This window comes from Rhizobium sp. 62_C5_N11_2 (assembly GCF_051811185.1).
In the GTDB taxonomy this organism is placed as follows: Bacteria; Pseudomonadota; Alphaproteobacteria; order Rhizobiales; family Rhizobiaceae; genus Rhizobium; species Rhizobium leguminosarum.
The window spans coordinates 356,797-369,032 of the sequence record NZ_JBPWPW010000004.1 but is presented as its reverse complement, the minus strand read 5'-3'; the positions used below and the strand labels follow the sequence as shown (position 1 = coordinate 369,032).

Genomic DNA, 12,236 nt, shown 5'->3' with positions numbered 1-12,236 from the left:
ACGTGCCACCTGCCTGATTTCCGATTCCCTTTTGGCCGCGTCAGCGACACGAAAACAGGCCGGCTCCGTCAGGGAGCCGGCCCTTCTCGCGTTTATCGAAGTGCGGGGCCGAAGCCCCGCCGGCATGGCCTAGTCGAATGCCGAGATCTGGGCTTCGGCGGCCTTGCGGCCCAGCGAGTGACCCGGCTGCTCGACCGGCCGGTCGAATGGCTTCCAGGTCTCGCCGATCACCTGGGCATAGGCGGCAACGGCGCCTTCGGCCGCCATTCTAAGCGAATGGGCCTGTATGCCCATGTCGGCGGCGAACTCGCGCTTGCGCTGGGCGGCGCTGTCATAACCGACAGGGCCGTCGAGGTCCTCGTCGCGGGCATCGTTGGCGGCTTTGGCGGTGGCATCGCGCGCCTCGGTGACAGCGCGGCTGTAGAACTGGCCGGCGCCGTGGGCAGAGCCGACGAAGGCGCCGACGATGCGCTGCAGGTGGATCTGCATGGCCTTGTCGCCCAGGCCATCACCGAGCGCATCGGCGGTGTCGATGACGAGCCGTTCGTGCAGGTCGCGGATGCCGTCGCTGTCGATGACGGCGGTGCCGAAACTCTCGGCGATCTTCAGGGCCTGGCTGGCGTCGGGGCATGTCAGCCGGACCATTTCGATGGTGGCGCCCTTGCGCAGCTGCACGACGCGGGCGGGTTGGCGAGAGGAGGGTGCGGACTTGGCCATGATCGTTTCCTTTCGAGGTCGTCCGATCGGGCTCCGGCCCATGCCGGCTTACCCTTCGGTGCGGTCATTCCGAACCGGCGGAAGACGGGCGTTTCAGGGTCCGGCCCTGCCTGGACGAGCGGAGCCGGTTTGCGTGCGACGGGGGCAAACTGCCCTCGAAAGAGCACGCGAGCCTGCTCCGCGAAGGACGGCGGGGTCCGGCCGCCCCGCGGCGCGACAGCGACCTTGAAGCGCACGGCCGCCGGTTCAGACCGCAGCAAAACCGAAGGCAATCCGGTTTTGTGAGGCAGATGGCGTCCTCGATGAATGACAGGGGCTAACGGGCAAGTAAGCCTGTGCGCCGACGACGCTCGACCGGCTAGGCAACCAATAGTATTGCAGCCAGGCTCGCAAAACATTGCCGCCATCATCGGGCGGCCCACCCAACCAAGCATTGTTCAGGGGCTCTTCATTGAGAACCCTGCTCGTGCACGGAGTGATGAAAATGAGAGCCGAGGGACAACATGGAGTGGAACACCGGATACGGCGAAAATATTGACAATCGCACGTTATGGCATCGCAAGGCCGGCAGCTATGGCGGCGAGCATCTGCCGCTCAGGGGCGGCTTAGGGGTAACGGATAGGGAAGACCCGCGTGTTAGGAGCACCTTTGTAGATCGGGCTTCGGTCCGCTCGGCATTCATGATTGATCGCACTCCATGTCGTCGATATCCTCGGCCAAATCCGCGGCGTGCTCCGACAAAATGGCAGCGACGTTTTCGAGGAGCATAGCTAAATCGGGATCGTTTTCGAAAAACTGTTCCAGTTTGGCCTTTAGCTTTTCGATATAGAAGTTATGAATATGCAACGATCCATTCATCTCTGCGAGGCTTGGCATGTTGTGCTCCGGATATGAGAGGTAGGATTACGTCGCCTTGATACACGCGTGCGCGACCGGGCGCTATCTGTTGCGGTCTTATAGTAATGTGACGCTTGATTTGCATCGACCGCGTCAATCGTCGGCGCCTCGAGCTTTTACTTCGGCAAGTCGAGCTTCAGAGTGCGGTTTCGAGGTGAACCCGGTTGCTTTCGGTGAGAAGTCCCACGCCTGCGCATTTCAGTACTCTCGATTTCTATCTGCTGAACGGCTTCGAGGAGGTCGGCCGCCGGTGACTATTTGGCATCAGGATTGGCTTTGGAGCCACTTGGCGCGTTCTGCGAGGAGTCGGGCATGCCGCCGGCGATCAACCTCCGTTTCAGCTTCGTAGGAAACGCTTCAGTAGAATGGCATTTTCTGTGACGGGCCGTCGTTCCTCGACCTGTAGAACCTGGATCAGCGATCGCTGCTGGGCGAGCTTGTCCTCCCACGCTGCGAGTTTCTCGGGCACGACCTTGCGATCGTTGGCGCGGCGCAATTCGTTGATCTGCCGACGGTTGGTGTAGATCGCGATCCGCCGGCGTGCGCTTGGCGTGCGCGCGCCGCGGCGATCAGCCGGTGCGGTCCTGCCGGCTAGCCTGGGCTTCGATCGGCGCGTCATCTCCAGCAATTATCGAGCGGTTCGGCACCTAAGTCCTTCATGCCCCTTTCCTCCGCCGACATCGCGACCGGCCGGGTCCAGGGCCGGCTTGAACCGGGCGGAGCCTGCCTCGACGCGGCTGGGGCGCAAGCGGCACGCCTCCTTCTCTTTCCCACCCACCCTTTTCCTGTTCTCATTCCTCTGTTTCACGCGAAGCTTCAGAGCCTCGTTCCAATCCTCTCGCGGTGGGCGGAGCCGCATCCAGTCGCAGCCGGCGCCGTCGGCAAGCGCCCGTAATCGCCCAGCAAACATGTCGCCTTGAGGATTGGCGTCTGTCGCAGCGACGAGTTGGACATTGCGACGTGAAGCAAGCGCACCAAGGGCTGCGGCCGTGGTCGGAGACCAGCCGCCGCCGGTGCTGAGATAAAGCGTTCCATCACGCAATCCTTCGATGGCGGCAAGGCTCATGGCGTCAATCGCAGCTTCCGTCACAGCCAGGCGCATTGAAGCGTCCGAGCCAAAGCGGAACAGGACCTTCGCTCCCCCGGTGGCAAAGCCGCGATATTGCGGGCCGCGCGCCTCCCATCCGGTGATGTCGCCGGCATGGTTCGTATGAGCGGCCCAAAGGCTGCCGTTCGGGCCTTCTCGAAGGAGGTCGCGTTCGATCGCCGTGCGGAGCAGATATGTCGGAAGGCAGCGCTCGTTGTGCAGGTATTGCCAGGTCGATGAGCCTTGCCACGGGCGGCGACGTGCCTGCCAACGATCGGAAACGGAAAACTCGGAGTTGGCGACAGGGCTTCGAGATTGCCATCCTGGCGCGGAAATTTTGAATCCCACGAGACTCCCGACCTTTTCGACGGCTTCGAGAAAGCCGGCGCGATCGAGGTGCTCGACGAGCCCAAAGACATCGCCTTTCGCCTCGCTTAGGGGGTCGAACCATCCGCGCCCTTCATGCGTGACTATGACAATCTCACTGCTGCGCCGAAACTTCACTGCCCGACGGGAGCTCTCCTTGGCGTCAACGGCAAAACCGGCCTCTTCCAGCACCGCGGCGCAGGATACGGCCTCGCGAAGGCCCTCTATCTCTCTTCTTTTCATTTTCCTTCCGATCACGAGTGATCGCCTCCTGCTCGTCAGCGTTATCTATTAGCCGCTTCAGCGGCCGCGAAGAGCAAAGGCCGCAACGGCGCGGCTGGCAACCTAGTGAATTATACAAAGTCGGCCGCGGCGAAGCCTCCCTTGCGGCCCCGCCGCTCGCAAGCGGCACGGCCGCAGGCCATGTCGCCGCCCGCTCAATGCCAAGGCGTGTATTCATGGACGATCTCAAGATCGTCGTCTACGTCGATTTCGTCGGACGGCAGGACGCCGTATTCGCGGTCGACGGAAAAGATGGTGGCGGGGGCCATCAGGTCGGAGAGAGCTGGAAAGTGCGTCTTAGCGATCTCGATAGCTCCAGCTAACAAGCTCCCGAAAACAGATCGCGGGCACCCGGCGTGACATATCGGACGCTTTCGACTGGCGAAGAACCCAGCAACTTGGTATCTCACCGCGTAGGCGGCAGGCCGGGCAGGGAAGTTGGTAATGGATTCACGCAGGGACATAGCCGAGCGGGTCATCGCGCGTTGGAATGCACGGGGAATTCGGCTCGATGAAGACCCGGGTTTCATGGAACTGGTCGCTCTTTGGACGGCAGGGAGGATTGCGTCCGATGAAATGCGCCGCCGATATTCTGCGCTTCAGCGCGAGCGGTCGCTGTCCAGGTCAAATCCACTTGGTGTGAATCGCTGCGACGAAGGGGCGGATGTCGATCATCGGTCGATTGCGATTCCAGACGATGGACCGGATGACCGGGGAGGTCTCGGACTGCCGCCGCAAGGATAACTTTCACGAAGGGCTCAACGGAAGAGAAGCTCCTTCGCCGAGTTGCTTCGCGCGGGAATGCCGAGAATAAAATCGAACACCGGTTCCGGATTTCCTGGAATCGCGACCTAAAACAGGCGGCGTTCCCGCGGCTCCTTCCACCGTGCGCTCGAATCCGAATTTTCAAAGCCTCAAGCAGCGCGCCGAAAGATCGCCATCACTTCAAGCTGTCTTTTCGATCATACGAATGGCCGCCTCAATCGAGTCTGCGCCGAGCAGCACCAAAGCATCCTGCAGGCATCGCTCGATATCGACGACGGTTCGGTCCTCGATCCGCGCGATCTCTTCCAACGTTCTGCTCTGTTTCAGCCATCGGAGGGAGGCCAACTGGAGGGGGCAAAGCTTCGACGTATCCATTATCGAACGATCCTCTCTTGCTGGATGAGTTGCCTCGGAGTCGCATAGCGTGCTCATTTCTGGGAAACGTACGGCACGGGCGTGGACTTGCGCGCAGCCGTCGGGCGCTCCACCAGAACGATTGTTCGCGGGAGGTCGGATGCCACGCTCAGCGACTTGAGCTCATCGCCCAGGCGCTTGTCCGCTTCGTTGAGGCGGTGATGAAGGCGATGGTAATCCGTCCAGGTTGGCGTCCGAAAGGTCTCGAGCCATCGCGAAGGCTGCTGAACATCGCGCGTGAGGGTCCAATGGCGTGCGCCGGCTCGGCTTTGAACATGCCGCCGTCTGCGCATGATCTCAAGAAAGACAGCGGCGTTTTCTTCGGCAATCGCATATTCCGTCGTCACCAGAATTGGGCCGCTTCTCGGCTTCAGATCGAGTGCAGGTACTGGCGCATCGAAGGCGCCGGAGGCTTCGAGTTCAGACTCCAAGCGGTTGCTGATCGGCAGCTTGAGCCCAAGTGCGGCGACCAGCAACGAGGCGGCAGCAGAACATGCCAAGGATAAGGAGAGGGAATGGTTTTCGGCGATAATTCCCCAGAGCCAACTGCCAGCGGCGATCCCCCCATAAGTAAAAGCGCTGTAGATGGAAATCGTGCGACCCACCACCCAGCGCGGGCTTGCCAACTGCACGTTGACGCCGAACCCCGACCATCCGGTTACCCAGCCGGCGCCGCCGAAGGCGAGGCAGACTGTTGCGATGATCAGGGAAGACGTCAGCGCAAGTGAGATCGCACATACCGCGCACGCGACACATGCCAGAACAATCAGCAGTTCCTGCGTGACCGCGCGCCTGAGTGGCGGGTTCACGAGCCCCGCGATCAGCGCGCCGGCGCCGAAGCCACCCATGAGAATACCGTAGTCGATTGGGCCGCCCTGCAAGAGTTCTCTTGCGACGAGCGGCAGGAGCGCCAGCATCGAGGTTCCGGTCAGCCCAAACAGCGTACCGCGGACAATAGCTGCCTTGATTTCCGAGGATATCGCCGTGAACCGCAGTCCATCATAGATCGCCGTCATGAGCGCTTCGCGAGGGAGGGGCGACGCTTTCACGGTCCACTTGTTTCGCCACAGAGCGGTGAGGGGCGCGACGAAGCCAAGCGTGGTGAGCGCGAAAGTGACGAGCGGCCCAAAAATCGCAACGATGATGCCGCCAAGCGCGGGACCGACGCTACGGACCGTGTTGAATCCGACATTGAGAAGGGTGACGGCCGACGGCAGATAGCGGCGCTCCAGCATGTCGCCAAGCGAAGCGCGCCACGCGGGATCGCTGAGTGCGATACCGCAGCCGTCAAGGAAACTGAACGCCAGGATCATCCATGGATCGGTGATGCCGAAAGCCATCAGGATCGTCAGCATCGCCGAGGCCGCCATCATCAGGCTTCGGCCGACGATCATGACCATGCGCCGGCTGTAGTTGTCGGCAATCGCGCCAACGAAAATCGCAAGAAAAAAGGCAGGCAGGGTAGACGAGGCCTGGACCAGGGCGACCATCACATCCGAGGTGGAAACGGTGGCCATCAGCCAGCTGAGAGCCACCGTCTGCATCAGCCAACCCAGGCTGGAGAGCTGAGACGCGAAGAAAATCGAACGGAACGTCGAATTCTTCAGTGGCGCCAGTAGGCCTACGGATGCTGTCCCTTCATTTGATGGCATGTCATTCGGTCTCTTTCGGACGGGGCACTTCGGCCGTCTTTGCGGGGCGGCGGCGATGAGGGAGGGCAGTGGGAACTGGGTTGGCCTTACTTCCTCTCTCCGGCCTTGAGCCTGTGAGCAGAGGGTCGCAAGTTCCGCTTCGGCGGGCTGCGGCAAGACCACAATCAAAAACAGAGGAAAAAGCGGCTGTCGTCGACCAGGGATCGACGACAGCCGAGTGAACCTGGATGGCAGGGGTTGATGCCACTCCCAGGCCAGGAGCCGTGTCGGACTTGCGGCTATTCTCCGCAGTCCTAGTGATCGTGAGGTTTTGTTTTTGGTCGGCGCCGCCTTTTAACCGTTGCTGCTCGACGGATGGTCTCATCACTAATCACCTCACGGACGCAAAACGCGCGGGACTGGATGGCTCCGGGTTCGTCGCGCGTCCGTTGTACGTTCAATAACGAGCTCAGTTTCCGCAGGCTTTTCACTCAAATGCAAAGCGGCGAGAAGCTGGGAGACGTCCTGATCCGATAGAGAGAGGCGATGATGCAGACGCCGGAAACTCATCCAGGCCGGCGTGCGAAACGTTTCCGTCCAATGGGAGGGCTTTCGAAGATTTCGCTGGAGCGTCCAGGCGCGCGCGCCTGCGTGAGCTAAGGCGTATCTGCGAGTGCGCATGTGATCGAAGAAGCTGTCCAGGTCGCTTTCGTCTATGGAATACTCTGTCCTCGCTGCAATCGGACCGCTTTGCGGCTTCAGATCAAGCGCCACCGATGGAGCCGGAAAAACCGCGCCCTGCTGGTCTCCCTCCGCCCCCAGATGCACCTGCAAGACCAACCCTGACGCAGCAACAAGAAGCAGGGCGGCCGCGGCCAGCTCGAGAGAAGAAGCGAGCGAATATGACTGGGCAACATGGCCCCAGATCCAGCTGCCGGCTGCCATGCCGCCGGATAGGAACGCATAATAGATCGAGAGCGTGCGGCCGACGACCCAGCGCGGACTTGCCAATTGCACCCAGACGTCAAAGCCGGTCCAGGTGATGATCCAGCCGGCGCCGCCGAAAGCAAGCGCAAGTGTTGCTGAAGGCACAGAGGAGGTGAAGGCAAGTGAGATGCAACACACCGCGCAAGCAATGGAAGCAATTGCCATCAGCCATTCCTGCCTTAAGAGCCGGTTGTTCAATCCGGCCACGCAGGCGCCCGTTCCAAAACCTGCGAAAAGAACGCCGTAGGCGATGGGGTCGTCGGCCAAACGATCGCGGGCGACGAGCGGCAGAAGTGCGAGGATAGCAATAGCGGCCGGGCCGAAGAGGGTTGCGCGCATGATTGTCGCCCGGATATCGGACGAAAGCGCCGTGAACCGGATGCCATCTCGGATTGCGGTCGACATAGGCTCCGCAGGCAGAGGAGACGGGCGCGCGTGCCACTTGTTACGCAATACCGCGGCGAGAGGCGCCAGGTTGCTGCATGCGGAGAAGAGAAAGGCGGCCAATGGTCCGAGAAAGGCGAGAATAACCCCGCCCAGCGCCGGCCCAACGCTTCGCGTCATGTTATATCCAGTAGACATAAGCGTCACCGCGGCCGGGATATCCCCCACGGAGGCGTGCCAGGCGGGGTCATTCAGCGCAAATCCGCAGCCTGCGATAAATCCCAGCGCTAGAATGAGCCAGGGACTGAGGAAGTCGAAGGCGGCGGCACCTGCCAGTGCGACAGACGCTAGCGCGATCAATGACAGTCCTATGATCATCACCGATCGGCGGCTATGAGTATCGGCGATGATGGAGAGTATGAATGCCGGAAGCGTTGTCGACGCCTGTACGAGCGCGACCGTCAGATCGGAAGCGGTGATCGTCACCATCAGCCAACCAATCGCGACGGTCTGCACAAGCCATCTGAGATTTGCGACTTGCGCTGAACTCCAAATCGAACAGAATGCTGCATTGCGCAGCGGAGCAGGGGTGGTTGCCCCGGTCATGGAAACGTCTTCGATCTGCATCTGCATTTAGGTTACTCTGACGCTTCCCATCATCTCGCTGACGAAGGAGCTTATCCGTAACCACGATATGATTTCCGGCGTTATTCAGCTGCTTGGCGCAGGAACACTGCATCGAGCAGGAGAGACACCAGGCACGTAGCGCCGGTGTGAAGGCGGGCCGCCTGATATTCTCCCTCGCGAATCTTTGAACCGGCCGCCGAAATTTGTCCCTTCAGAGTTCACGCACGGCACTGCCGGTTCGGCCAACTGCCAAAGGCTTTCCCAGACCTCATGCGCCTCCCATACTCGCCGGGATTTGGCCCTAGACGGAATCGCGCGAGGCGCAACGGCCCGACATGGTAGCCGTGGCTCGCCAGACGCGCACGGGATGCGGCTGCCGACCCGGAAGTAAGCACAATCCGGAATAAAGTTAGGGTAACGGGCCGCGAATTTTCGCAGCAGCCATGACCATATCATCTATCGCTAAGGACCTCACGAGAGGCTCCCCACAAGGTCAGAAAAAGGGTGCCTAGAAGTGACTAGCGAAAACCTTGATTCACTCCGATGGCTTAAAAATCAGGCCAAACATATTGCGGATGGCACCTCGTCGCCTTAAAGGTTTTTGCAGCGGCAATCTGCTTTGCAATCGTGAAGGATTTGTTCATGGCCACCGGAACAGTTAAGTTTTTCAATGGAGACAAGGGTTTTGGCTTCATTACGCCCGACAATGGAGGCGCTGACGTGTTTGTGCATGTGTCTGCTTTGCAGGGCGCCAGCAATCTGAGCGAAGGGCAAACTGTGAGCTACGATGTCGGTCAGGATCGGAAGACTGGTAAATCGAAGGCAGAAAACGTACGCGTTCTTTGATTTGCGATCGTCTAGTTTGTCCATCGAACTTGGCCTTGCAGGCCGTTCGTTGTTGCGGGCGAAATCCTCAGATTGGAGCTCGAATCCTGTCCTTCGGGCTTCAGGTATTTCGAGGAGTTGATTCCCAAATCCCCTCCGGGAGCTGTGTGTCGGCTTCGAAATACAGCAGTTAGACATTCCTTCACTTGGACTTAAGCTCGACGTCCAGACGAAGAGGGCGCAGCGGGTACGTTGTCCAGAGTAAGCTTCTATTCCCGCATACTAGTGCATACCCGCGGATTTCCGCCGCCGCGTGGCGCGGTTGAAGGTACTGCCTTACGTGACGCAATAAATCTAATTATATGATGTCAAGCGGATCGCGATCTCACAAATGCTGGCAAAGCAGGGGTGTCCCAATATGCAATTTCCCATGTCGAACTTGAGGGAAACATCGAAACAAAAATGATCTACAACCCAGGCAAGTTGACCCTTTGCCGTGACTGAGAGCTTGTGGATCCACTCGGCGTTTGCCCGCGGTCCGCCTACGGCAATAGGCCGGATTTGTCCCTCATCTTTCTGGACTGCGTGGGCAAGGAGACGTGCGGGTGGATCGCCGGCTGGCACGCCGCTACCGAGGGTACGGTTCCACAGCTGACTGACTAGCGTCAGGCTGAATTCGCCAACCGTCTCTCTCTGGGAACCTCCCAGCGTTATGAAGAAACAAATTTCGAGTCCAGCTTTGCCAGAAAGACACGTTCAGTCTCGGGTTGCTTGATCCATACGTGGCAGCGGTAGCCTGATTGTCGGCAATTGCATCAAGCGCGCGGAGCGTGGGCGGCTCGTCCGCATAGATCCTCGTTAATTCAGCCCTCCACGCTGCACAATCGTCCATCGTAGGCCCGCGTGTCTCTTCGACAGATGCGAGCAGATCATAGTAGCGCTTTTGTAGGCGCTCATGGTGATGTGCCTTTCCACTAAAATCAAAGATGAGTTGTACAGCTCCGAGAGTAGCCGAAGCCAAACCTAACACAAACGTTCCTCGTGGGCTGTTGATAAAGACCTGCGCTGCGTAACTCGTTCCACCGAGAATGACTGCCAAATTGAGAAATCGGCTGACGCGTTCCAACCATGCACGTCGCGCAATATGGTAAAGCGCGTTGCGCAGAGTGTTGTGGCGAATGCCGTGCACCTCGTTATAGCAGTCATCCTCTACGTTGGTCATTTCTATCCCTTCCTGGGAGGTGGCGGCGGTGGTTGAGTTCCAACATGCCGTGTTCCACCTTTTTCGATATGAACGGGTGGCCGTGAAGGCGCCGGAGGACGCGGTGGCGGTGGCGAGCGTTTGTCTGACATAGTTTTCTTTCCAACTCGTTTTGGTTTAGAGGATCTATGCCGGAAGCAGCATAGACAGTGACAATTCCATCAGGCAATCAACGGTTCTCTTTCCGATAAACTAGCTATCATGCATTGAAATGAATGAACAATTCGCCGATTATGATCTTGCTACTTCCGCAGAGCGTTCTTAAGCAATGGCAGATATTTCTGGACCTGCTCGCGGTCGCTTTTCTTTTCCGTATCGGAAAGTTGCGAGAACGGCGTAGCAATCTGTCGTTCCCATTTGGCGACAAGATTTGCAGGAATGACGATAGAGCCATCAGGTTGCTTAAGGGATTGGCCGTGCACATATTTCTGCCAGTGGGCCCAACGTTCGTGTTCGATGCTGGCTAATTCGTCCACGAGGCCATCTAGGATGTCGTCAAGGGCCATTGCTTAGATCATCCCCGCTCCAACAAGCTTTCGATAGTGCTCACCTAGCACGGTCAGCTCGCAGCCCTTACTCTGCATTGCAGCGTGCCACATATGAGGTGCGTTTACCGGCCGGACCAAGTTGACCTTCACGTATCTCTGAAGGATCGCAAAAACAGAATTCTTTGCGGGATCTGGCTTTGGGATTGTTGGATCGTTCTTTTGTTCGTCATTGCGTTCGGGCTCGTATTCGGGATCAAGCGGAAATACGTAGTCCTGCGAAGGGAACAAGGTCGCCAATTGCTGCAAATCCGCAAGAGGAATGGGGGCGTCAGCCTTTTTCAAAGACACGAAAGTTTTGACGTTAGTTTTGAACAGCGGCCGTTGACCGGCCCAAGGCCCGAGCGACTGATCAATATGGGCGTAGACGCTCCCCGGCGTGACATCTCCGACAAGATTGGCGGCTGCGCCAGCCAACGCGTCTATCAAGAGGCCCGTGAAAACGCCACCCGGTGTGGGTCCGTTCATTTCAAGTGCATACTGTTCTGCGGTTGACGCGGTGAGTATGGTCATCCCGGTCACGATTTCGAAAACACCCTTCATAGTCGGGTTTTCACCAGCGATTCCGCTGTGGCAACTATCCAGGATGATGACTTTGTTGGTGGCTGGGGAGTTGGCTGCGATGGTCATGACCTCATTCAAGGCAAGACCATCGTCTCCTACCTTGCAATCTCCCGCACATAAATAGCCACCTGTATCCTCGATGTAGCCATGCCCGGCAAAATAGAACAACGCAATCTCGGACCGGTCGGCAAAAAGCGCTCGGACAGCCTCCTTAAGCTCCGCTCGCTCTACAATGTCGCCCCGTCCGGTACCGGTAATTAGCTTGGGCGTCTTGAAGTTGGTTGTACCGTCTGCGTTACGTTCGAGGGCTGCACGGACAGAGTGAGCATCGTTTACGCACCCATTCAGACATGCAATATGCTCATAATGATCGATACCTACAATCAACGCTTTACGCATGAGGCTCCTTACAGGCTATCGATCCAATTGCTGATGTTTGCCCACGTCCATTCCATTGTTTCGACGCCGGCAATTTGAGTGTGATCGTCCTTGTAGGCCCAGATTCCCCGTACAGGCACACCTACTTCATGAGCGCACGCGATTTCCCAATTTTGGCCTGTCGATGATATCGAATTTTTCGTCACGATCACGAGAACCCCAGCCGAGCGCAAGATTCGGGTCTTCACTTTGTTTTTCCAGTCGGATTCGTATGCCTCTTTCACCGACATGTCGATGTATTCGAACGGCGTGCCCGTGTTCAGCGACTGACCTTTTATCATGTCCCGAATACTCTCGTCTTCGATGGCAAAAGCCACGAAGATGACTTTCTTAGTTGCCATGTGATAATCTCCATCGCCGATCCCCGGCACTAAAATGATTTATTTGCATTGATGAGAATCAAATCGCAGCCACAACAATGGTGAAGTCCCGCAAACCGACGACAG

Annotated in this window: 12 protein-coding genes; 2 read left to right on the top strand and 10 right to left on the bottom strand. The window is 58.3% G+C overall.

Annotation, left to right across the window (positions count from 1 at the left end; translation table 11 throughout):
- Positions 1-129: 129 nt before the first annotated feature.
- From AB8B31_RS33490 to AB8B31_RS33475, 4 genes are all read right to left on the bottom strand, one after another.
- Positions 130-717 carry a hypothetical protein gene (locus AB8B31_RS33490; protein WP_096771922.1) on the bottom strand — a complete coding sequence of 196 codons (588 nt, stop codon included), beginning with the start codon at positions 715-717 and terminating at the stop codon, positions 130-132.
- 678 nt (positions 718-1,395) lie between these two features.
- A complete protein-coding gene (locus AB8B31_RS33485; RefSeq protein ID WP_141399564.1) occupies positions 1,396-1,593 on the bottom strand; it encodes a hypothetical protein in 198 nt (65 codons plus the stop codon).
- 358 nt (positions 1,594-1,951) lie between these two features.
- Positions 1,952-2,233 carry a hypothetical protein gene (locus tag AB8B31_RS33480; protein ID WP_239621084.1) on the bottom strand — a complete coding sequence of 94 codons (282 nt, stop codon included), beginning with the start codon at positions 2,231-2,233 and terminating at the stop codon, positions 1,952-1,954.
- 9 nt (positions 2,234-2,242) lie between these two features.
- Positions 2,243-3,310: a DUF3991 and toprim domain-containing protein gene (locus AB8B31_RS33475; RefSeq protein ID WP_141399563.1), complete on the bottom strand. Its 1,068-nt coding sequence runs from the start codon at positions 3,308-3,310 to the stop codon at positions 2,243-2,245.
- 215 nt (positions 3,311-3,525) lie between these two features.
- On the opposite strand from AB8B31_RS33475, the gene AB8B31_RS33470 reads away from it, so the two are divergent.
- Complete coding sequence (locus AB8B31_RS33470; protein ID WP_170961516.1) at positions 3,526-3,672, top strand: hypothetical protein; 147 nt, start codon at positions 3,526-3,528, stop codon at positions 3,670-3,672.
- 622 nt (positions 3,673-4,294) lie between these two features.
- On the opposite strand, the gene AB8B31_RS33465 is transcribed toward AB8B31_RS33470, so the two are convergent.
- From AB8B31_RS33465 to AB8B31_RS33455, 3 genes are all read right to left on the bottom strand, one after another.
- A complete protein-coding gene (locus tag AB8B31_RS33465; protein WP_170961515.1) occupies positions 4,295-4,489 on the bottom strand; it encodes a hypothetical protein in 195 nt (64 codons plus the stop codon).
- A 53-nt stretch (positions 4,490-4,542) separates the two neighbouring features.
- A complete protein-coding gene (locus AB8B31_RS33460; RefSeq protein WP_239621082.1) occupies positions 4,543-6,180 on the bottom strand; it encodes an MFS transporter in 1,638 nt (545 codons plus the stop codon).
- A gap of 375 nt (positions 6,181-6,555) precedes the next feature.
- Positions 6,556-8,157 (bottom strand): MFS transporter, encoded by a 1,602-nt coding sequence (locus AB8B31_RS33455; RefSeq protein ID WP_096772332.1) that lies wholly within the window; start codon positions 8,155-8,157, stop codon positions 6,556-6,558.
- Positions 8,158-8,799: 642 nt separating this feature from the next.
- On the opposite strand from AB8B31_RS33455, the gene AB8B31_RS33450 reads away from it, so the two are divergent.
- The gene (locus tag AB8B31_RS33450) at positions 8,800-9,003 is read left to right on the top strand and encodes a cold-shock protein (protein WP_007636633.1); all 204 of its coding nucleotides are present in this window, start codon (positions 8,800-8,802) and stop codon (positions 9,001-9,003) included.
- Positions 9,004-10,485: 1,482 nt separating this feature from the next.
- On the opposite strand, the gene AB8B31_RS33445 is transcribed toward AB8B31_RS33450, so the two are convergent.
- From AB8B31_RS33445 to AB8B31_RS33435, 3 genes are read right to left on the bottom strand one after another with little or no spacing between them, the layout of a single operon-like run.
- Positions 10,486-10,749 (bottom strand): hypothetical protein, encoded by a 264-nt coding sequence (locus tag AB8B31_RS33445; RefSeq protein WP_088397079.1) that lies wholly within the window; start codon positions 10,747-10,749, stop codon positions 10,486-10,488.
- A 3-nt stretch (positions 10,750-10,752) separates the two neighbouring features.
- A complete protein-coding gene (locus tag AB8B31_RS33440; RefSeq protein ID WP_096772330.1) occupies positions 10,753-11,751 on the bottom strand; it encodes a caspase family protein in 999 nt (332 codons plus the stop codon).
- Positions 11,752-11,759: 8 nt separating this feature from the next.
- On the bottom strand, positions 11,760-12,131 hold the full coding sequence (locus AB8B31_RS33435) for a hypothetical protein (protein WP_096772329.1): 372 nt from the start codon (positions 12,129-12,131) through the stop codon (positions 11,760-11,762).
- Positions 12,132-12,236 lie beyond the last annotated feature (105 nt).

Excerpts from the sequence above, each read along its gene's own strand:
- AB8B31_RS33465 (WP_170961515.1), bottom strand. The coding sequence starts at position 4,489 with ATGGATACGTCGAAGCTTTGCCCCCTCCAGTTGGCCTCCCTCCGATGG.
- AB8B31_RS33480 (WP_239621084.1), bottom strand. The coding sequence starts at position 2,233 with ATGACGCGCCGATCGAAGCCCAGGCTAGCCGGCAGGACCGCACCGGCT.
- AB8B31_RS33435 (WP_096772329.1), bottom strand. The coding sequence starts at position 12,131 with ATGGCAACTAAGAAAGTCATCTTCGTGGCTTTTGCCATCGAAGACGAG.
- AB8B31_RS33455 (WP_096772332.1), bottom strand. The coding sequence starts at position 8,157 with ATGCAGATCGAAGACGTTTCCATGACCGGGGCAACCACCCCTGCTCCG.
- AB8B31_RS33450 (WP_007636633.1), top strand. The coding sequence starts at position 8,800 with ATGGCCACCGGAACAGTTAAGTTTTTCAATGGAGACAAGGGTTTTGGC.
- AB8B31_RS33475 (WP_141399563.1), bottom strand. The coding sequence starts at position 3,310 with ATGAAAAGAAGAGAGATAGAGGGCCTTCGCGAGGCCGTATCCTGCGCC.
- AB8B31_RS33460 (WP_239621082.1), bottom strand. The coding sequence starts at position 6,180 with ATGCCATCAAATGAAGGGACAGCATCCGTAGGCCTACTGGCGCCACTG.
- AB8B31_RS33440 (WP_096772330.1), bottom strand. The coding sequence starts at position 11,751 with ATGCGTAAAGCGTTGATTGTAGGTATCGATCATTATGAGCATATTGCA.
- AB8B31_RS33470 (WP_170961516.1), top strand. The coding sequence starts at position 3,526 with ATGGACGATCTCAAGATCGTCGTCTACGTCGATTTCGTCGGACGGCAG.
- AB8B31_RS33485 (WP_141399564.1), bottom strand. The coding sequence starts at position 1,593 with ATGCCAAGCCTCGCAGAGATGAATGGATCGTTGCATATTCATAACTTC.
- AB8B31_RS33445 (WP_088397079.1), bottom strand. The coding sequence starts at position 10,749 with ATGGCCCTTGACGACATCCTAGATGGCCTCGTGGACGAATTAGCCAGC.
- AB8B31_RS33490 (WP_096771922.1), bottom strand. The coding sequence starts at position 717 with ATGGCCAAGTCCGCACCCTCCTCTCGCCAACCCGCCCGCGTCGTGCAG.